The organism is Lutibacter oricola (assembly GCF_900106565.1).
In the GTDB taxonomy this organism is placed as follows: domain Bacteria; phylum Bacteroidota; class Bacteroidia; order Flavobacteriales; family Flavobacteriaceae; genus Lutibacter; species Lutibacter oricola.
The window spans coordinates 1-21,846 of sequence record NZ_FNNJ01000011.1 but is presented as its reverse complement, the minus strand read 5'-3'; the positions used below and the strand labels follow the sequence as shown (position 1 = coordinate 21,846).

General features: G+C 32.5%; 13 protein-coding genes. 1 reads left to right on the top strand and 12 read right to left on the bottom strand.

Annotation, left to right across the window (positions count from 1 at the left end):
• The 3 genes from BLU40_RS15140 to BLU40_RS15130 form a co-directional block, all read right to left on the bottom strand.
• On the bottom strand, positions 1 to 3,027 hold the full coding sequence (locus BLU40_RS15140; RefSeq protein WP_090125539.1) for a glycoside hydrolase family 2 TIM barrel-domain containing protein: 3,027 nt from the start codon (positions 3,025 to 3,027) through the stop codon (positions 1 to 3).
• A 123-nt stretch (positions 3,028 to 3,150) separates the two neighbouring features.
• Positions 3,151 to 5,430, bottom strand: coding sequence for an FAD-dependent oxidoreductase (locus tag BLU40_RS15135; protein ID WP_090125536.1), 2,280 nt, complete (start codon positions 5,428 to 5,430; stop codon positions 3,151 to 3,153).
• On the bottom strand, positions 5,420 to 7,084 hold the full coding sequence (locus tag BLU40_RS15130) for a sodium:solute symporter family protein (RefSeq protein ID WP_090125533.1): 1,665 nt from the start codon (positions 7,082 to 7,084) through the stop codon (positions 5,420 to 5,422). Before BLU40_RS15130 ends, BLU40_RS15135 begins: the two co-directional genes overlap by 11 nt.
• Before the next feature lie 164 nt (positions 7,085 to 7,248).
• Here BLU40_RS15130 and BLU40_RS15125 point away from each other — a divergent pair, with 164 nt between their 5' ends.
• Entirely contained in the window at positions 7,249 to 8,262 is a 1,014-nt protein-coding gene (locus tag BLU40_RS15125) for a LacI family DNA-binding transcriptional regulator (protein WP_090125530.1), read from the top strand.
• Positions 8,263 to 8,265: 3 nt separating this feature from the next.
• Here the strand turns inward: BLU40_RS15125 and BLU40_RS15120 are convergent, their stop codons facing one another.
• The 9 genes from BLU40_RS15120 to BLU40_RS15080 all read right to left on the bottom strand — a co-directional run bounded on the left by BLU40_RS15120 (position 8,266) and on the right by BLU40_RS15080 (position 21,807).
• Entirely contained in the window at positions 8,266 to 9,651 is a 1,386-nt protein-coding gene (locus BLU40_RS15120) for a glycoside hydrolase family 28 protein (RefSeq protein ID WP_090125527.1), read from the bottom strand.
• A gap of 5 nt (positions 9,652 to 9,656) precedes the next feature.
• On the bottom strand, positions 9,657 to 11,615 hold the full coding sequence (locus BLU40_RS15115) for an SGNH/GDSL hydrolase family protein (protein WP_090125524.1): 1,959 nt from the start codon (positions 11,613 to 11,615) through the stop codon (positions 9,657 to 9,659).
• A 1-nt stretch (position 11,616) separates the two neighbouring features.
• The gene (locus BLU40_RS15110) at positions 11,617 to 12,903 is read right to left on the bottom strand and encodes a sulfatase-like hydrolase/transferase (protein ID WP_090125521.1); all 1,287 of its coding nucleotides are present in this window, start codon (positions 12,901 to 12,903) and stop codon (positions 11,617 to 11,619) included.
• A gap of 234 nt (positions 12,904 to 13,137) precedes the next feature.
• Entirely contained in the window at positions 13,138 to 14,790 is a 1,653-nt protein-coding gene (locus BLU40_RS15105) for a sulfatase-like hydrolase/transferase (RefSeq protein WP_090125518.1), read from the bottom strand.
• Between the two features lie 15 nt (positions 14,791 to 14,805).
• Positions 14,806 to 16,227 carry a 3-keto-disaccharide hydrolase gene (locus tag BLU40_RS15100; RefSeq protein WP_090125513.1) on the bottom strand — a complete coding sequence of 474 codons (1,422 nt, stop codon included), beginning with the start codon at positions 16,225 to 16,227 and terminating at the stop codon, positions 14,806 to 14,808.
• Between the two features lie 2 nt (positions 16,228 to 16,229).
• Entirely contained in the window at positions 16,230 to 18,713 is a 2,484-nt protein-coding gene (galB, locus tag BLU40_RS15095; RefSeq protein WP_090125510.1) for a beta-galactosidase GalB, read from the bottom strand.
• A 270-nt stretch (positions 18,714 to 18,983) separates the two neighbouring features.
• Entirely contained in the window at positions 18,984 to 20,549 is a 1,566-nt protein-coding gene (locus tag BLU40_RS15090; RefSeq protein ID WP_090125507.1) for an alpha-L-fucosidase, read from the bottom strand.
• A gap of 21 nt (positions 20,550 to 20,570) precedes the next feature.
• Entirely contained in the window at positions 20,571 to 21,017 is a 447-nt protein-coding gene (locus BLU40_RS15085; protein ID WP_090125504.1) for a MaoC family dehydratase, read from the bottom strand.
• A gap of 25 nt (positions 21,018 to 21,042) precedes the next feature.
• A complete protein-coding gene (locus BLU40_RS15080) occupies positions 21,043 to 21,807 on the bottom strand; it encodes an SDR family NAD(P)-dependent oxidoreductase (RefSeq protein ID WP_175454812.1) in 765 nt (254 codons plus the stop codon).
• Positions 21,808 to 21,846 lie beyond the last annotated feature (39 nt).

Sequence of the window (21,846 nt, the reverse complement as noted above, 5' to 3'; positions counted from 1 at the left end):
CTAATTTGCTTTAATTATAGCAGACCAATTCCCTTTTTGACCTTTAATCTCGCGTTGAATTTGGAAATAAACTTCACTCTCATTTTCTAAATCAATGGTCATCATTCCTCTTACATTAGATCTAAATTCTTCATCTAAATTATCTTTCGATGTCCCGTATTTTACTACGTAAAAATCGTCTTGTTTTTCACTGGTATAACCAATTACAATTTTGTTATCTTCAATAAAAGATTTCCAAACTTTTGGTGCTAACGGCTTTCCATTTGGTGTTCCTGAAATTGAATTTGGTTGCTGACTTTCACCTTTTTCATTGATTGCAATCACACTGAAATCAACTGCTTTTCCATTTGTTAAACCATCAATTTCAACAGCATTGGTAATGGTTTTAAAAGAACGAACCGTTTCACCTTCATTTTTATATTCAACCAAATATTCATCAGCTCCGGCAACCTTTTTAAACCAAACTCGTACAGACTTATCTCCAACATCAATTCCGGTAATTTTTGGCGATAATGGCACGGTAAACGGTATCACTTTTTCGTAACGTTGGTAACCATTTGCACTTATCAATCGTACTCTTAAATCCAACACATCGTTTGAAGTTTTATTCCAATGTATGTCTCCTTTCCAAACTTTATTTCCCGGCTTAATCAACGGCAATTCTTTAGCATTTTTTGCTACTACTTTTCCGCCTTTGTTTCTTACATCCCACTCCAATTTATAACCTTGTAAACTATAACTTGGATAATCATTCAAACCTCTAATTGGCATCTCTACGGAAGCTTTTCCTTTGGAAAGGTCAATATTTTCAACTACAATATTTTTTATTGGGCTGAATTCCTTCTCAACTCTATGGAACAACCTTCTTTTATTACGCCATACATCAATCAATCCCCAAACTCGATTTTCTTCTTCTGAAGTCGCTGCATAAGCACTTCTGTAATCATTAAAAGTCCACATTGAAGCTCCAATTACAAAATCATTTTTACCTCTCCAATGTTGATTCCAATCAGAAACAATTTGCTGGTCACCATCCAATGAAGTTGTTGGGTATGGATCAAAACCATATTCTGAAATAAATATTGGTTTTTCTGGCCATTCGCTTCTTAATTTATCAATAATTTCCTGAGGTGTTCCCTGCCAACGATACATATTGTGCATAATCAAATCCACCTCTGTATTTGGGTCGGTTTTACGATTTGAAAATGATTTTTGACCGCTATTACTCACACAAGTCAGTAATCTGTTTGGGTCTAATTCACGGGTAAAATCCATTGCATATTTTGCATAATCGTAATGGTTTGAAAGTTCATTTCCAATACTCCAACCAATAATACTTGGATGGTTCCAATCACGTTCTACCATACCAGTAATCCATTTTTTAATTAACGGATATTCCGGAGCTGTAAATTCAGGGTTTGTTAAATTTCGAACATTGACTTCTTCAAACAATAAAATTCCTTTTTTATCGCATAAATCGATTAGCTTTTCGTTTTGCGTTCCGTGCATAATTCGCATAAAGTTTGCTCCCGCTTCTTTCATTAAATCAACATCTTCTTCCAAAACTTGTAACGGCTCTGATGAACCCCAATATCTATGTTCGCTAACACGGTTAAATCCTCCTAAACGAACAGGTTCTCCATTCAATAATAATTTTGAAGCTGTTAATTCTATTTTTCTTATTCCGAAGTTGTCTTTTCTACTATCAATTACAGTTTCTCCTTCTGAAATAGTGGTTTTAATTTCATATAAATTCGGATGATCAAAATGCCATAACGCTACGTCTTTCGACGCTAATTTCCCTTCTAAAAATTCATCAATAATTTTATTAGCAGGAACTTTTACGGTTTTGGTTAATTCCAATAATTCTCCATTTCTTGAAACCACCGATTTTACCGCGATCTCTTTTTCTACTTCAGAATTATTTTCCAAACGAACCTTTAGTTTTAAATCTGCCGAACCTTTAGCCAAATCAGGGTTTGCGTGTATATTCTGATTGTTAATTCTAACTTCGTTATTCTTTGTTAAATACACATCACGAATAATTCCACCCCAATTCCACGTTGCACCAACTATATTTCTGTTATCAACTTCAACAGCAATTACATTGGCTTTTCCGTAGTTTAATTTATTGGTAATATCAAACTCAAAAGGTGTGAATCCTCCACGGTTCTCACCAATTAATTCATCGTTTAAATACACTTTACAAACGTGGTACACACCTTCAAACTTAATTCTAATGCGCTCATTAGCATTTTGCGACCAGTTTTCAGGTAATTTGAATGCTTTTCTATACCAGCCAAAGCCATTGTAATTTGAATAATCGTTAATCATTCCCCAGTGGCCCGGAACTTTTAAATTTTTCCAATCGCTGTCATCAAAATTGGTTTGAAAAACTTCTTTTGCATCTTTTTTCGTTTTTAAAAAGAATTCTTCTGAAATTGGCTTGAACATCACTGCATCAGCTACAACACCACCATCGGTAATAGCTGTAACTTCCACATAATTTTCTTCATTTTTATTGAATTTGTAGATTCCCAAACTCATCCATTTTCCATTATTGCTACGTTGAAGGAAATGTTTTGGTGTTTTTCCTCCGGAATGTTTTACGTTAAACTGAGCCGTTGTATGACTTCCAAACGGATACATTGCAAACGCTTCGTAATAAGATGTTTCATCATTTTTAAGATAAAAACGCACATAATTTTCTGCAGATTCACCAGCTTTAAAATTACGCTCAAAATAGTTTTCTTTATAGACATCTGTTCCTCTTGCTCCTACTTTTTTGGTTCTCCATTTTCCTTTCACTTCAACCAATTCTGAATCCAAATTATCGATAATAATATCTCCTTCTTCTTCAACTACATTCATTGGATTGGTTCCTTGGCCGGCAAGTGCATTGAATTTCCAGTTACCGTTTAACAATGCTACATTTTCAGCATCAGCGTGTAATTGCTCTGCATTTTTTACAGTCTCACAAGCAATTAAGCTACTGATGATTGCAATAATTAAGAATATTTTTTTCATTGGTTCATTTATTATTTATGAATTCTGATTTAATTTTTTTGAGAATCGTCATTCTAAATTTATTTCAGAATTTCATCTCACTTTTTCTACAAACTTGAAACAAGTTCAGAATAACAAAAAAAGTTAACTACAGATTATTTCAAATATTGATGCAGGAACATTTTCTGATGGATGTTCGGCTTCTATAATTATTCCTTTTGTTTTTATTTTCGAATCCAATTTCCACGTATTTATGGTTTGGTAATTTCCTTCTTTTTGAACTAAAATTGTTCCGTTTAAATCTTTAATAGTATAATTTCTTACACAAAATGGCGCAACCTCTTCTGGATGTCCCATTAATGTACATTCTAACGGATGATCGTAATCTGGATCCAAAAACAATTTAATTTCTGACAATTCTTTTTCTGAATCCCACTCAATTTTTAGAGTAGGATTTTTATCTTCTAAACTTGCACTCCAAGCGTTTACCGTTCCCCAAGGGCGCACATAACCATTACCAATATTTGAACTATCAAAAGCTTCTATTGCTGGAGAAATTTCCATTGCAATATTAAAACCATCAGGTCTACGTTGTGGAATCCAAAACTCAAAAGTATCAACACCAATTCCATCTGGTGGTGTTTGTTTTCCGTTATTTGAAACCGCTTTGTTTACTCCGTTAAACACTGATAGAACACCTGAATAACGTTTGTTACTATTTTTTAAATACACTTTTTCGTTCGACATAAAAGTGACAAAAGCATATTGATTATTAGGTATTGATGTTGAAAATTCAAATTCTATTTCTTGCTCTCCTTTTTTAAGGTTGATGCTTTGCGTTTCGTAAATAGCTTCTGGAGTATAATTTTTAGACGCTGTTGAAGTTCTTAATTGCACTGCAATTTTGGTGTCTTCATCAGCTTTTACTAATACCTTAAACTTGTAATTTTCATTGGCTCTAAAAGGTAATAATTGTGCTGCAGAAGTTGCTAAATTTGTCCATTCTCCATCAAAAGGAATTTCATTTAAATTTAAATTTGAAGAACTTGTAACAGTTGCCGAATTCACTAAATTACTTTCAGTTTGAATAGGAATATTAGGAATACTTTGCCCCGTTAAATTCAATTCATTTTGAAGTATTTTTATTAAACCATTCTCCAAAATTTCAGCAGGTTTCACACTGTTTTCAATACAAACAGCAGCAGCCATACCAACAGCTTGAGCACATAAACCAGTTGTTGCCATAACTCTTGTAGAACCAAAAGCAACGTGTGTAGCACTTATAATTCTTCCTGCTAAAAACAGGTTATCAATATCTTTACTTACAAACGAACGATAAGGAATTTGATACACACCTTTTGAATGCCATTGCGTACAACCAGACAATTCGCTATAAACACCTTCTGCTGGATGTAAATCAATTGCCCAACCACCGTGCGCTATTGCATCATCAAAATTAGCCTGACCAATTACATCTTGCTGTTTCATCATATACAAACCTTCAAAACGGCGACTTTCACGTTTTCCAGGAACTGTTCCAACCCATTCCAAGGTCATATTATCTACATCTTCAAATTCTCCTGAATTTTTAATATAATCCCAAACTCCATAAATTACTTTCCAAAGTTCGTATTTAATTTCTTCTGTATCGTGAATGGTATCTCCTTCTCCACCATATTCAAACCACCAAAAACGACAACCTTTATCGTCTTTTCCAATGGCTTTATAACGAGGAATTTTCTTGATGTCTTTCAATGCAAAATCTGGAGCAACAAACTTAACCGGCTTGTCGGTAGTTTTACTGTAGAAATACATTGAGTGCCCCAATAACTCACCATATGATTTGTCTGGAGCAAATAATTCTCCGAATTCTTCTTTACTTTCTGCTCCCATTCTAAATGAAGCTCCAGCTTTAAAAGCTACAATTCCATCACCAGATGCATCGCAAAATAATGGTGCATTTATAACATATTCTGTTGAGTTTTGAGGATTAAATGCTTTAACCGATTCAATTTTGGTATCGCTCGATTTTGACACATCGTACACACTTGTGTTTAGTAAAAGTGTAATGTTTTCTTCATTCAATACTTTTTCTAATAAAACCGTATCAAAAATAACAGCGTTACCTTCTTTGTTTCTATATAGGTTTTCAACTAAAATTTCATCCATTACGCCACCTTCACGAGACCAACGGTTGTTGTTTCCCATATGCGAAGTTGCTCCCAATATCCATAATCTAACTTCAGAAGAAGCATTTCCTCCCAAAACTGGTCTGTCTTGAACTAATACCGTTTTTGTTCCTTTTCTTGCCGCTGTTATAGCTGCACAAACTCCTGCTGTTCCTCCACCAATAACTACAAATTCACTTTGTAATTCTTCAACCTTATTAGATCTTACTTCTTTGTTAAAACCCTTAACTAACATTTATTTCTTTTTTTGAATTTTTTAAAATAATATAACTTCCTAGCGCTAAAACTAACGCTCCCATTCCCGTAACTAAAAGTGTTGGATTCCCTTCTAACATTGAAATAATAATGATTAACAACCCTGTTGAAGCAACTCCAATTCCAATAACTCTTCCTCCTTTTTTATTTCCTCCTTTAGATTCTGCAGCATCTTGAGGTACTTTTGAATCTACTTTTTCTAAATAGCTTTCATATTGAGAAGTATCTGTGTTTTTTGTTCTGAAATAAACTTCAAAAATGATTAACATAAGAATAGGAATTCCTACACCTGCAGTCATTTCCATTGCTCTATTTAAACTATAATCGAACATTGAAGGCATTACAAATTTGAAAAACGAGTTAATTATCAAAGAAACTATAGTTACCACCAATACACTTTTACCAGTTTGATATTTTGAAAACAATGCAACTAATGGCGGTAAAAACATTGCTCCACCTGTAATGGCAGCTAAACTCATAACAACTTCAACAATTCCGCCCATATAAGGCACTAATAATGCTACCACAATAGTTATTAAACCTAAAACAATTGTTGCCATTCTACCAACTTTCACTAATTTATCTCCAGAAGTTTCTGGGAAAAAATGTTTATAAACATCATTAGATAGTACGCCTGCAGAAATATTTAATGTAGTATTTACTGAACTTGATGTTGCGAAAATCATTCCACCTAACATTAAGCCAAGCATACCAATTGGTAATACTTCTTTACACATTAATAAATACGCTCCTTCATCGGCTAAACCACCTAAATCTGGATTTAATACTTTATAAATCATTGGTGGTAACATCCAAATTAGCGGACTAATTGTATATAAACCTCCAAACAACCAACCTACTTTTTTTGCATCTCTAGGTGTGGCAACACTTGTATAACGTTGAATGTAAGCCCAGTTTCCTGCAATAAAAAACAAATTATATAAACCAAAAGTTACCATAAACTCCCAAGAGTATTCGGCATTGGTAAAGTTGAAAAAGTTATCTGGTGCTTGAGCTATAAAATTGTCTATTCCTCCAATTTTATCAAACGATAATGGTACAACAATTAAAACTGCTGCGGTTAATACCACAAATTGTAAAACATCAGTTACAATTACAGCCCATAAACCACCAACTGCTGTATAAATTAAAATTAATACTCCTAAAAAAATGATACTTGCTGAAATTGGAATTCCTGTTGAAACTTCCACAATTTTTGCTACAGGATATAAAAATGCGCCTGTAGTAAATACCGATATTCCTAAAAATAAATAAGTGTAAATTTTTTGAGTATTGTAACCCAATCTATCCGTAATAAATTCAGCTGCTGTTAAGGCTTTTGTTTTTTGCCATTTTGGAGCAATTACAAAACCAATAATTAAACCCGCAATACACATTGTCCATTGTATGGTTACTGCAACCCAACCGCTGCTGTATGCGATAGAGCCCCAAACTACAAATGTTCCTGCCGAGAAAAAACTCATAAATAATGATAAACCACTCATCCACCAAGGTAGTGCTCCACCTGCGGCAAAAAAGGATTTCATATTTTTTCCAGATTTTGCAAAGCTTAATCCGCAAATAAAAACTAGAAGGGTAAAAATTAAAATAACTCCGATATCAATAGAACTCATAATTGTTTATTTTTCTTTCAAGTAAATTTAATCAATAGCTAAATGCGTTTAACAATAATCTTTAAATACGCCCAACGAAAACGTTTTCGGACAGGTAAAATATTTCCGAGAACGTTCTCGGAAATTCAAAAAGATTGTATCTTTGGTACTTTCTAGAACTAATAATGAAGTACATAACCATAAAAGATATCGCTAAAAAACTAAACACATCTGTTTCAACAGTTTCACGTGCGTTTAATGATAAATCGGATATTAGTGCTAAAACCAAAGAATTAGTATTAAAAACTGCCAAAGAAATGGGTTATCGCCAAAATAGAATGGCGAAAAATTTGGTTCAAAAGAGAACTTATAATATTGGTATAGTAGTTCCTGAATTTGTAAATAGCTTTTTTCCTGAAGTGATAATGGGAGCTCAAGAAGTTTTATTCAAAAAAGGATACCAAGTTTTAATTACTCAATCTAATGAATGCTACACAACAGAATTAAAAAATGTACAATCGTTAGAAAATAGTATGGTTGATGGATTACTGATTTCTTTATCTTCGGAAACGGATAATATTGACTATTACCAAGATTTAGTAAATAGTGGATTTCCAATTATATTTTTTAATAGAACCTACAAAGAAATTAAAGCTTCAAAAGTACTATTTAATGACTATAAATGGGCAATGTTTGCAACTGAACATTTAATTAGACAAGGCTACAAGAATATCTATCATTTACAAGGAATAAAATCCTTAACACTATCAAAAGAAAGGAGAAGAGGCTTTGTTGATGCTCACAAAAAACATAAATTAACTTACGACAAGAGTCAAGTTATAACTTCTGGATTTCACATGGAAGATGGTGAAAAAATTGCAGCACAATTAATTGAAAACAATACAATACCAGATGCTATTTTTGCCGCAAACGATCAACTAGCTATGGGTGCAATGAGTGTTTTTAAAAAGCATGGTTTTAAGGTACCTAAAGATATTGCCTTTGTTGGTTTTTCTGAATCTAAAATGGGAAGTATGGTTGAACCTCCACTTTCTTCAGTAAAACAGCCTACTTTCGAAATTGGAAAGCAGGCTGCTAAATTATTATTAGATCAAATTGAAGCAGGTACTAAACACACTCCTCAAACTGTAAAATTAGATGGAGAACTTCATATTAGAGAATCTTCTCTGAAAAAGTAACAACTATTTTCTCTCTATATCTCTTTTTGAAATTTCTTTTCTATTCAGAAAAATACTACTGGTAAACCCATCAATTACATCATCAAAAACAATAGGTTTACGTTTATCTTCTTTCACTGTATTTAAATGAAAATTACTGATTGTTAACCCTTTAATATGACGCGCATAAATTCCTGAAGCTGGTAACGTTTTTACCAAATAAAATTCTGGCCACCATTTACCTAAAACATCCAACGTGTATTCTTTAATTTCTTTTGAAGCATCTTCTTTTGTACCTCCACCAGCAACTGTCATTTGAACATTATTAATTTGAATATCGTTAATATAATGATTAGGCATTCCTGTTAAAAAGAAAGATGAATCCTTATCCAATTCTCTATTATCCACAATAAAATCACTAAAAATAAAACTATGCATTGCTTTCATTGGTAACATTCCCATTGGAGCATCAACTCCTGCACGTTGTTGACAGAAAGTCATAAACACCGGTCTAGGTACGTTACGCATAACAATATTTGTAAACGACATATTTTTCATTTCTCCGCCTTCATTCATTTGAATTTTAAACCCAGAATCTTGAATATCGTGAAACGTACAATTTGAAACAGTTACAGAATCAAAATCTCCACGAGAAGACAATCCTATTCTTAAAGCTGCCCATTTACTTGTAAACACACAATTTGTTACTACAATATCTTTACAAGGTTTATCTGGTCTTGAAGTTTGTAAACAAATAGAATCATCACTTGTATCAAATGAACAATTAGCAACACGAACATTGGTACAACCATCAAAATCTAAACCATCTCCATTACCATTTACTCTACTATGAATTTTAATTCCATCTACAACAATTTCATCGCAATACAACCAAGCCGAAGTCCAAGCTGCTGGATTGATCAATGTAATATCATTCATATGAATTTTCTGACAATTCAAAAAACGCATCATCATAGGTCTTCCAGTTTTTCTATTGAAATTCTTCATATGCCCATTTCCATCAATAGTACCATAACCTTCAAAAGCAAACGACTTGGCATCCTTCGCAAAAATTAAACAACGATCCATATGAGGTTCGTTTTTATACATATTTTTATGCGTATCGGTTGTATAATCTTCAATATCTGGACTTCCTAATAAAACGGCTCCATTTTCAACATGAAGTGTAACAAAATCTTTCATATAAATGGTTCCAATCATTACCGTTTTACCAGCAGGAATGATAACTTTTCCACCTCCATTTTTGGTGCAAACATCTATTGCCGCCTGTACTGCTTTTGTATCTTTTGTTACTCCATCTGCTTTTGCTCCGTAATCTATTACATTAAAATCGGTTGCAAAAACTTGCAACTGAAACCCGATTACCAATAAGAAGATTATTTTTTTCATTTTGTTTAATTTTTATTTATATAAAAGTATCTTATTCTACAAGCGTTCCCTTCGCTTCTAGCATCTTTGATTTCTGAAATTTTTATTTCAAGTGTATGCTTTTTGTTGGATAATTCACTAGCTAATGTATAATACCAAGGTAAATGAACTTGCCCACTCCATTTGGTAAATAAGTTTTGTGTTTTCCATTCTCCTTTATCTATTCTGTATTCAATAATTCCAGCATCTTTACCAGCAGCAATTGCAATACCAACTGTATTCCCTTCAAACTTAAATTTTAAAACTTTGCTTGGTTTATCACCAATTAACATTGGAACATCTACATAATTTGGTCTTGTTCTTTTACCATCATTCGGATTCCAAGAGGAATTAATAAACCAACCTTTTGGTAATTTTATAGTTGAAATATCTACAAGCTCACCATTTTCATATGAAAACTCATTTATTTTTTCCTGTAAGTCATAAGAGAAAATCTTATCGTCAGCATCCAAATGCTTTGAAAATGAATTCTCCAAAAATTGAAGCATTGAATGTGCATAAATTCCTTGACCAAAAGGCGATGGATGTAAGTTTTTGAAATCTTTCTCCCAAGTAAACTCTCCATTATCAATTCTATCTGTTACTTCTTTGGCTAAATTTATGGTTGAAATTCCATAATGATCAGCAATTAAATTATGATTTGTAATAACTTCTGGTTCAACACCTCTCCTATAGTCTTCCATTTTATCTGGATCTACAAAATGCATCATAACTATATCCATTTCAGGGTTCGTTTTTCTTAAATGTCTTACAATTCCTTCCATTCCTTTAATTTGCTCTTCTGAAGTTCTTTCGTTTGTGGAATCATTAACTGCAGCTTCTTCAAATAACAAATCTATTTTTCCTTTAGACAAAACATCTCTTTGCAGCCTAAATGCGCCCGGCGTACTTCCCATTGAAGGAATACCAGCTGCTACAAATTCAAATTTTGTTTGTGGAAAGCGTTTTACTAGATAAGCTGAAATACTATCTCTCCAACCTGTATTATATGTAATTGAGCCTCCTAAAAATGCTACTCTTCCTACTTTTTCTCTTTCAAACTTGATGTAACTGTTAGCAATTCCTTTTCTTTCTAAATGATAATTAGATGAATTTAATTTCCCTTTTTGAATAGAATTGTACTTAATAAAATCGATAACCAATTGAGGGTTGTCAATTTCATAATGATGCCCTTTTAACTTTTGAATTCCTTTAGAACATGGTAAAATAGAAGCTGGCGCATCCAATTCAATATATCTTTGAATCAGTTTTAACGAGTTTTCTTTTGGAGGAACAATTTTATCTTGGTTACTTATGGAGTGCAAAATAGGAACTCTGTTTTTAGCTAATTCTTCTAAATTATCAATGGGATTATTTAAATAAGCAATAGCCTCTTCATCATTTTTAAAACCATATTCTTGTTTCAATCGTTTCCATTCATTCTTACTTCCATCGCCAGCGCCAAATCCGGCTGGCCAACTTTTAAAATCACACACAATTGCATCAGCATAAATACAAGCAACTTTTTCCGGATTAACTTTCGCCCAATTGTATGCAAACAAACCACCTCTACTATGGCAGTGAATGGCTACTTTTTTTTGAAGCTTATAATTTTTTACTAAATATTTATAAAACTTATTCCAAATTTTAACAGCATTTGGACTTCCAAATTTATTATCTGTATTTATATATGCAATATGGAATCCTTCAGCAACTAAACTACTATCTATCTTGTTATGATACTCTGGAAAACGAGCTCTCCAAACCCAAGGATTTCCGTTTAAAGCTTTTTTAGGAATTACTAACCTAGCATTACAATTTTCAACTTCAAAATTTATTCTTTTAAAACCTTTCCACTCTGATTGTTCTAAATTTTGAGCTGAAATGTCTACCACAAAAAATAGTATAAAAACTGAAACAATAAATACGTTAAATTTTATTTTCATTTTAAAAATTTCCAGAAATTTTAACCGTATCACCTACTTTTAGTTGCCAATTTTTTAATTGGTTTAATAAATTTTTCACTTCGGAAGTTGAAGATTTTTCATTTATCAAATTTGTTGTTTCCCAAGGATCATTCTTTAAATTAAAATATTCTACATCGCCCGTTTTAGGATATACAATTAGTTTTTTATTCCCAGAAACCACTCCTCTTTGATCATCAAACATTGCTAAATATATTGATTCTCTTCCTTTAGCTTCTTTATTAATTAGCGGTTTTAAACTTTGAAAATCAATGTTTTTTGGGCCTTGAATTCCTAATAAATCGAATAACGTAGGATTCACATCTTGCAAATAAACACGTTCCTTAATTTTAGTGTTTGGTTTAATTTTTGGTGCTTTAATAATTAAAGGTGCTGTTACACTTGGCTCATATAAACAAACCTTACCTGCAACGCCATTTTCACCAAAGTTAATTCCGTGATCAGACATAAATACAATAATAGTATTATCATAAACACCTTTTTGTTTTAACGCTTTTATTATGTCTCCAATTCTATCATCCATATGCGTAACCATTGCATTATTTTGTTGAACTCTAGATTGCATTGTTTTAGAACTTAAAGGATTGTTTGTGTATTGATATTTTACGTTTTTATTTAAAGGCTTACCATTTACTACACTTGGCGGTAACACCATATCTTTTGCTGGATATAAATCGTAATAATTTTGAGTAGTTTGCCTTGGAACGTGTGGAGCATTAAAAGCAACATACATAAAAAACGGCTTCTCACTTTTGTAATTATTTATATAATCCACAGCTTCATTACCTGTAATATCAGTTACGTGTCCGCCAGTTGTATTGTATGTTTTTAATTGTCCAGGTTGAATACTTCCTAATTCATCAAAAATAGCTGATGGTTTCTTTCCCCAAGCGTGCCATTTACCTGTCATATAAGTTGAATAACCGTTTTCTCTTAAAACTTCAGGAAATGCTTTTGGAGCATTTTTATTAGTTATTTTTTGAGATTTCCAAATATGTTGCCCGTAAAACAACATAGTTCTACTAGGAATACAAACCGCAGGAGACCAACAACCCATATTATAAGCTGCAGTAAATGATACTCCTTCTTTTGCTAAAGCATCAATATTTGGAGTAACCATTGCTGAATTTCCATAAGCTCCTAAAGCTTGGTTACTTTGATCATCAGATTCTATAAAAACAATATTTGTTTGAGCGTTTATTTGAACACCCAAACAAATTTGTAGTACTATAAATAGTAGTTTTTTCATTGGTATAAAATTTATTTACTTCAATAAGTGCGTCGACTCCGCTCAGCAACCGGTCATTAAGCGGAGTCGAAATGCTGGTTCTCATCATACTAGTAACCATTAGAATGAGATTCTGAAACAAGTTCAGAATGACGGATTTAATAATTGAATGAAAGGAAATGAAGAATCTCTATTTATCAATTTTTCGTGAGATTGCCACATTCTGCTGTGCTACATTCGCAATGACATTTTATATTAATGTCCTCCTTTAGGATGACTATCATTTGTATATCTTAATACTTTTGGTTTTCCAACTCCTCTTGCTGCAACAATTTCAGTTTTCCAAACTTTACGTAAGTTTTCTAAAATAGTTTTATGCTCTTCTTTAGAAGCTAAATTATGTAATTCAGCAGGATCATTTTTCAAATTATATAACTCTTCATAAACTGGTTTTTCACCTTCAACTGGAGCATCTATATAACTTCTATACACAGCAATTGCAGGATCGTGAACAGCATACAACATTTTACTTACAGGTATTCCCATCATTTTAGCAGTTTCAATTTCTTTAGTTGCTGAAAAATTGTTGTTTTTATAATATCTAATGTATTTCCATTCTTTATCTTGAACAGATTCACAACGTGGATTTCCAAAATGTGTAGACCATAAGTTTTCAGTATAAACATACTCTCTTACTTCTTCTTTTTCCCCTTTAATTAAGTTTGAAATATCTTTCCCTTGAAAAGAAGCAGGTTTTTCAATTCCTGCCATTGCAACCATTGTTGCAGCTACATCAATACTTTGCACTAAAGCATTACTTTTAAAACCTCTTTGTTTTTTCTTTAATCGTGGATCTAAAACAATCATAGGTACGTGTGTTGTTTTTTCGTAACACAAAGATTTTCCACCTAAACCTTGTTCACCCATAAATAAACCGTGATCTGAAGTAAAAATAATCACAGTATTTTTATCTAATTTTAAATCTTTTAGCTTCGCTCTTAAATTTCCAACCAAACGATCAATACCTGTCATAGCTTGTAACTGACGTGTGTAACGTTCAATAGTTCCTTCAGGAGTATCAGAATAATTATAACCAGTTTGTCTGTCTTCAACTTTATGAATTGAAGCTGGTAATTTTGGTGTTTTAATATCCTTTTTAGCTACATAATTTTCTGGTAATGGAATTTTTAAATCACGATACAATGTTTTGTAAATTTCATCATCATCTTTTTTCATTTTCATAGTACCTGTACTTGCACTATGTGGCAAATTGAAATTAATCGACAACATAAAAGGTTTGTTTGCTGGTCTTTCATCTAAAAACTTAATAGCTCCTTTTAAATTACGCTCGTTCGGGTCAATAAAATCATCAACAGCTTCATTTAATAATTCTGGTTGCGTAAATGCAATTGCATCATTAAATATTTTGTGACGATCTTTTGGGTAAAAACTTAAATGTCCGTGACCTGCATACCAATAATCAAAACTATTGTCCATTAGCCCACTTGTATATCCACCTTCTCCAATTGGAGCGTGATTTTTACCAATCCAACCCGTAAAATAACCAGCTTTACGCATTACCATTGGGTAAGATTGCTCCCAAGCTTCATCAGAAACACTTGTTCCTGAATTAAAGTTTACACCGTGTTTACGTTCGTATTGACTTAACAAAATTGAGATTCTACTTGGTGTACAAATAGCACTTGTAATATGTGCATTGGTAAATAACACACCTTCACCAGCCATTTTATCTATGTTTGGCGTTTGTACAATTTCATTTCCTGTACAACCCATCATTCCATACGATTGATCATCGGTTAAAATGAATACAATATTTGGACGTTCTTGAGCACTTAACTTTAAAAAGCTAGTGATTAAAAGTGCTACTATTAATAAAGTTTTTTTCATTTTTTATTTTATAATTTATTTTAATTCTTGAATTCTAACGTTTCTATAGGTTAACTCTGCTCCTTCAGCTTGTAAACATATATTTCCTTTAGTTAATGGCTTTCCAGTTTCATCAAAGAAATTTTTAATTTCATTAACCAAATGACCATTTACATAATACTTAGCTGATTTCGATCCTCTAACTTCAATTCTAACAGCATTCCAACCTTCAATTTCATAATTATTGTATTTAATATTGCGCTGAAATCTTTTTACTTTTGAATCTAAAACTTTTTCATTTCCATCTTTTCCAACAACTGTAACTTTTGGGCCTTTTATTACCCATAAATCTGCTGTATCATCTTCTTGAATTTGACATTCTAAACTAGTTGGCCAAACCTCTTTTTTACCTTGAACGTGAAATAAAATTCCCGCATCACGTTTGGCTTCAGCTCTAGGTTCAAATTTGCGCTCACCCCATTTATATTCTAGTTCTAAATTAAAATTGCTGAACTCTTTATTAGTTGTAATTATTGCAAATGGCGCTTTTTTACCTTTCCACTTTTTAAGTACTTCAATCCTGTTTTCTTTTACTTCAAAATGTTTATTCCCTAATTCATTCTCTTCCTCCGAAGTAGTATAAACGCTACCTAAACCATCTTTTGGGAAAGGATTTTTCCAATCAACTTTATTCGCTTGTTTTTGTTCAGTTACTTCTCTTACCCAAATGTTTCTATATTCAATAGGATCGTTATGATACTGCAAATAAATTGGTCCTTTAGCAGCCAAATTATCAGGATAAGAAGTTACCTTTCTATACAATGTTGGGCCTTCATACACTTGATTATTTTGAATTAAAACACCATTATGCAAAACTGTTATGCTAGCTTTTTCTTTCATTTTACCATTTTCATATACAGGCGCTTTAAAAATTATATCATAGCTATTCCAATTACCTTGTGGAGTTGATGCATTTACCAAAGGTGGAAACTGGCCATAAATAGCACCAGCTTGTCCATCTGCATAAGTTTCATTTACAAAGCTCTCCAAAATCTGAACTTCAAACTTACCCATTATGTAAATTCCACTATTACAACCTTTTTGACCCTTTACTTTTAAAGTATCATTCACTCTCCATTCAATATGCATTTGCATGTCACCAAATTTTTGCTTTGAAGTAAGTCCACCTTTACCAGCAACCATATGCGAACTATCCACAATTTTAAAGTTTCCTGGTTTCCAAGCATCTAAATTGCTTCCATCAAAAAGAATAATTGCATCAGAAGGAGGTGCTGTTCTTGTACCTTTTCCTGGAATTACCCTAACTGGTTTTTCTCTAGTTACATCGTGTAATCTATCTTTTAAATAAACACGTTTACTTTTTTGAGCAATCGAATTAAAAACAATTGCAAAAGTTAAAATTGTTGTAACAAATAATTTTAATCGAGTTAATCTCATTTTTATTTTGTCTGAATTGAAACTTTTGAATCTTGTAATCCTTCTGAAGTTGCTTTTATTGAAATTGAACCTGCACTTTCAGTTGATTTTACAACCAGTAAACACATACCATTAAACACCTTTCTTTTTGGAACTTGAAACCCTTCTAAAGAAGTTTGATCTCCACTTCCAACAGCTGCCAAAGTTCCAGCTCCTTGAATATCAAAATTCACTAGATTATCTGCTAATGGACACATATTTCCATCTTTATCCTCAATTTTAACTGTAATAAACGATAAGTCATTTCCGTCAGCGTCAATTTCTGTTCTATCTGCTACTAACGAAATTTTAGCTGGTTTTCCTGCTGTTTTTATCTCTTTAGTTACAATTTCTTTGCCATTATTATAAGCAACAACTTTAATACTTCTAGGTCGGTAAGGTACATTCCAAGATAAACGGTATTTAGATTTGTACATTCCTTTTTCATAATCGTGGTATTCTGCTGGAATCATTGTAAAATCTTTACCTTTTACTTTCTTACCAAATGATTTTCCGTTCACAAATAATTCAACTTCTTCACAATTTGTGTAAGAGTAAACCGGAATTGTTTCTCCTTCTTTACCTTCCCAATTCCAATGTGGTAATACGTGAACCATTGGCTCCGTAGTCCATTGACTTTGGTACAAGTAATATCTATCTTTTGGAAAACCACATAAATCTACTGGCGCAAAATACGATGAACGTGATGGCCAATCGTCGTTCCAATAACCGTGTGTTGAATTGTCTCTACCTCCATAAGGTGTTGGTTCTCCAATATAATCGAAACCTGTCCACATAAACTCACCTAATGATTTTGGGCATTTTTCTTGAGCATCAAACTCTACATCTGGAGGATATGCCCAAGGCGGACCAACAATAACATCGTAACTAGAAACGTGATTTGTTGAATGTCTTTCTGTATATTCAATTGGTAAATGATAAACACCTCTACTACTTGTTAATGATGCAGTTTCAGATCCATACAAAATCATATCAGGATTTGCCTCTAAAATTTCATTGTAATTTTCTGGCCAATAGTTCATACCAACAATATCAACTTCGTAGGCTAATTTATTTTTAAACGGAGCTGGATAGTAGTTAAATCCAACAGTTGTAGGACGCGTATTATCCTCATCGTGACAAATATCGTTTAGCATTTTAGCTACTTTCCAACCGTCTTTTCTGCTTTGCTCTAAAATTTCATTTCCAATACTCCACATAATAACCGATGGATGGTTACGATCACGTTTAATCATATCACGTAAATCACGTTCGTGCCATTTGTCAAAAAACTTATTGTAACCGTTTTTAACTTTCCCCATTTTCCACTCGTCAAAAGCTTCAACAATTACAACAATACCTAATTCATCACAGGCTTGTAAAATTTCTGGTGAAGGTGGATTGTGACTTGTACGTAAAGCATTAACACCCATACTTTGCATAATTTGCATTTGACGTTGTTTTGCTCTAAAGTTAATGGCTGTTCCTAAAGGCCCTTGATCGTGGTGCATACAAACACCATTCAATTCAACAGCATTCCCATTTAATAAAAATCCTTTGTCTTTATCAAACTCTATAGTTCTAATTCCAAATTTAGTTTTGTATTCATCTACAACTTTATTGTTTACAACAACTTTACTAATTGCAGTATATAAAACAGGATTTTTAACATCCCATAAATTTGGATTTTCAACATTTAAAGCAACGTTTATTTTTTCTTCTGAAGTTGAATTAACTGTAATTTCTGAAGTTGTTTCAACAACTACAATTCCTTCAGCATTTAAAACACTTGTTTGCAATTCTGCTTTTGAAACCGAGCTTCCTGCATTTTTAATTTTTGTTTCAATAGTAACTTCAGCAGATTTTGAAGTTACTTTAGGAGTAGTAATGTATGTTCCATACTGCGGAATATGTACTGAATTGTTCATTTTTAAACGAACATTTCTATAAATACCAGCACCCGAATACCAACGCGCTGCCAAATCTTCAGGAGATAATTGAACAGCAATTACATTATCTTCTCCAAATTTAATGTGTTTTGTTAAATCTAATTCAAAACCAATATAACCATATGGCCTTTCGCCTACATATTCACCATTTAGCCATACTTTAGCATTGTTCATTGCCCCATCAAATTCAATAGAAATTTGTTTTTGGCTAAATTTATTATCTACCGTAAAATGTTTTCTGTACCATGCAATTCCGTGAACAGGTAAACCTCCAGTTCTAGCATTGTATTTATTACTAAACGGACCTTCAATTGCCCAATCGTGTGGTAAATTAAGTTTTCTCCAATTGGTATCATCAAAAGTAATAGATTTTGCTTGGTCTGGTGCTTCTTTTTGAAACAACCAATCTTTATTAAAATTTTGATCTTCTACAGAACTTATATCTTCTTTATTACAAGAAATAAAAGTTATAATTAGAATTAAGAAAAATGATTTGAAATACAATTTGAGTTTATCCATTTTTAATGACTTTTGGTATTACATTTTTTTTGCAACGTAAATATAATTTAATAAACTACCACATTAAAAAATTGAGATTGCTAATTGCTTTAAAAAAACATTTGTTCTATCTTTTAAATCAAAATGTTCATTAAACCCTGTTTTACAGAATTAAAATAGACTCTAGATCTAGAAAATAACATATGTTATGTTGCATTCTAAATTAACTATAACAAAAAAATCCTCTATCAAATTAATGATAGAGGACTTATTTAATATTAATACTAAGGTCTATTTTTTAGGAGTAATTTTAAAAGAAAAAGCGTGGTTACCAACTTTTGTTTTTGGTAATTTTATTGTTAATCCTTTATCTGTAGATTTAAATTCTAAATTACCTTCTGTACCCAACATTTTAATTGATTCGATTTGATGTTTATACAATCCATTTCCTCCTTTTAAGGAACGAATTGTAAACTCATCTCCTTTTGGCCAATCTAATACAGTTGCGTATAAAATATCTCCTTTAGTTGTAAAACGAATATCTTTTGCCGTATTATCTGCATTTTTGTTTTCACTTAAATGCCCTTCAACAACTTTAGCATCACCTTCTCCATAAACCTCGAAAGTTCGTGTACCGTAAATAGCTTCACCATTTACTTTTAACCATTGTCCCATTTCTAATAAACGTTCTTTTACTGGCTCAGGAATAGTTCCATCTGCTCTTGGAGTAATGTTTAATAAAACAGCACCGTTTTTACTTACAACATCTACTAAAAAGTCTATTAAACGATTTGTAGATTTATAATTAGGGTTGCTAATGTTACACCAAGCATTCCAATCTATAGAATCATCTGTTAACCAAGGAAAATCTTTTTTCTCGCTCATTCTTGCACGTTCTAAATCGTACACAGCAGAACCTTTTGCAAAATCGTAGAATTTATATGTTGAAACAACTCCTTTATTGTTATTATCTGCTTTATTATAGTAATACTCTAAAAACTCTTTTCTATGCTCTTCGCTAACAATATCCATTTTATTATCAAACCATACTAAATCTGGATCGTATTTATTGATAATTTCTTTTAATCTATTTAACCAATCATCGTTAAATTCTTTATCAGCAACAGGGTAATAGCTTTGAACACCTTCATCAATTTCGTGTTTGCTTCTAGGCATTTTATTATCTCCTTTTTTTAATTTAGGACCATATAAACCAGCATATTTTGGATCAGATGCATCTGTATTTTCATCCCAAGTTGGGTACCATCCAAATAACCAATGACGGTGGTAAGTTGCGATAAATTTCATATCACGTTTACGAATTTCTTTAGATAATTCGCCCATAATATCACGTTTAGGCCCCATATCTTTTGAATCCCATTCTGTTAATTCACTATCCCACATAGCAAAACCATCTGCATGTTCAGATACTGGACCTGCAAATTTAGCTCCTGCTTTTTCAAACAAATCTGCCCATTCAGCTGCATCAAATTTTTCAGCCTTAAACATTGGAATAAAATCTTTATACCCAAATTCATTTAAAGGCCCATAAGTTTCAATATGATGCTTGTTAATTTTATGTGCTTCACCTTTTCTAGCTTCAGGATTGTTAGCATCTACATACATCCAGTGTGCATACCACTCCGTTTCATATGCAGGAACAGAATATGGCCCCCAATGCGCATAAATACCAAACTTAGCATCTAAAAACCACTCTGGTGTTTTATGTTGTTTTAAAGATTCCCAATCTGCTGTATATTTTGGTTCTTGTCTTACTTGCTCTTCAGCTTTTTTGTCTTTTGAATTACAAGAAATCAACAATAAAACAGTTAGAATTCCTACTAAATAATTTTTCATAATTTATAATTTGATTGATTATTATATACTCTTTTTCTTAGCCAATAAAATATGATCACAAACTAAAACTAGTTCATCTCGTTGATTAAAAATTTCAACGTGCTCATTTATATGACCTAATTCAGGACGTTTAGATTCCTTTTTCTCACTTATAGTAATAACAACCCTAATAGTGTCATTAATATAAACAGGTTTTACAAAACGTAAACGATCATAGCCTTTAGAAAAAGCTTCTGGATTAATTTCTGTTGCTGTCATTCCAATTCCAACAGCAAAAGTTAAAGTTCCGTGAGCAATTCTTTGTTTAAATGGTTGTGTCGCACACCACTCTGCATCCATATGATGAGGGAAATAATCTCCCGTATGACCGGCGTGAACAACAAAATCTGTTTCAGTTATTGTTCTTCCTAAGGTTTCTCTTTTACTACCTAACTCGTAGTCTTCGTAAAATCTTGATACTATATGCATTTTATGATTTTTTAAAGTTAATCAATTATCTACCCATCCATCCACCATCAACAAGAACTACTGCTCCGTGCATATATGCTGCTGCTTCTGATGCTAAAAATACAGTTGGACCTGCAAAATCTACTGCATCCCCCCAACGTCCTGCTGGAATACGTGATAAAATAGATTCTGAACGTACTGGATCATTTCTTAATGCTTCTGTGTTATCTGTTGAAATATATCCTGGTGCAATTGCGTTTACATTTACTCCTTTTCCTGCCCATTCATTAGCAAAAGCCATCGTCATTTGACCAATTGCTCCTTTACTTGCTGCGTAACCTGGCACTGTAATTCCTCCTTGGAATGTTAATAATGATGCTGTAAAAATTACTTTTCCTGAACCTCGAGCAATCATATCTCTACCAAACTCTCTTGTTAAGATAAACTGAGCGTTTTGATTAACCTCAATTACTTTATCCCACATTTCGTCTGGGTGTTCTGCTGCTGGTGTTCTTAAAATAGTACCTGCATTGTTTACCAAAATATCAATTTGAGGGTGATTGGCTTTTACTTCTGCAATAAATGCGTACAATGCTTTTCTATCTGAAAAATCACATTGGTAAGCTGTAAACTCTTTTCCTACTGCTTCAACTGCTTTTGAAACTGCACTTCCTTCTTTTTCTAATGAAGCTGATACTCCTATAATATTTGCTCCGGCTTCAGCTAAACCTACTGCCATTGCCATTCCTATTCCTCGTTTGCAACCTGTTACAATTGCAACTTTACCTTCTAGACTAAATTTATTTAAAATACTCATTGTTTTGTTTTTTTATTGAATGTTTTGTTTATA

Excerpts from the sequence above, each read along its gene's own strand:
- BLU40_RS15110 (WP_090125521.1), bottom strand. The coding sequence starts at position 12,903 with ATGAAAAAACTACTATTTATAGTACTACAAATTTGTTTGGGTGTTCAA.
- BLU40_RS15090 (WP_090125507.1), bottom strand. The coding sequence starts at position 20,549 with ATGAAAAATTATTTAGTAGGAATTCTAACTGTTTTATTGTTGATTTCT.
- BLU40_RS15130 (WP_090125533.1), bottom strand. The coding sequence starts at position 7,084 with ATGAGTTCTATTGATATCGGAGTTATTTTAATTTTTACCCTTCTAGTT.
- BLU40_RS15135 (WP_090125536.1), bottom strand. The coding sequence starts at position 5,430 with ATGTTAGTTAAGGGTTTTAACAAAGAAGTAAGATCTAATAAGGTTGAA.
- BLU40_RS15140 (WP_090125539.1), bottom strand. The coding sequence starts at position 3,027 with ATGAAAAAAATATTCTTAATTATTGCAATCATCAGTAGCTTAATTGCT.
- BLU40_RS15100 (WP_090125513.1), bottom strand. The coding sequence starts at position 16,227 with ATGAGATTAACTCGATTAAAATTATTTGTTACAACAATTTTAACTTTT.
- BLU40_RS15105 (WP_090125518.1), bottom strand. The coding sequence starts at position 14,790 with ATGAAAAAAACTTTATTAATAGTAGCACTTTTAATCACTAGCTTTTTA.
- BLU40_RS15085 (WP_090125504.1), bottom strand. The coding sequence starts at position 21,017 with ATGCATATAGTATCAAGATTTTACGAAGACTACGAGTTAGGTAGTAAA.
- galB (WP_090125510.1), bottom strand. The coding sequence starts at position 18,713 with ATGGATAAACTCAAATTGTATTTCAAATCATTTTTCTTAATTCTAATT.
- BLU40_RS15115 (WP_090125524.1), bottom strand. The coding sequence starts at position 11,615 with ATGAAAATAAAATTTAACGTATTTATTGTTTCAGTTTTTATACTATTT.
- BLU40_RS15120 (WP_090125527.1), bottom strand. The coding sequence starts at position 9,651 with ATGAAAAAAATAATCTTCTTATTGGTAATCGGGTTTCAGTTGCAAGTT.
- BLU40_RS15125 (WP_090125530.1), top strand. The coding sequence starts at position 7,249 with ATGAAGTACATAACCATAAAAGATATCGCTAAAAAACTAAACACATCT.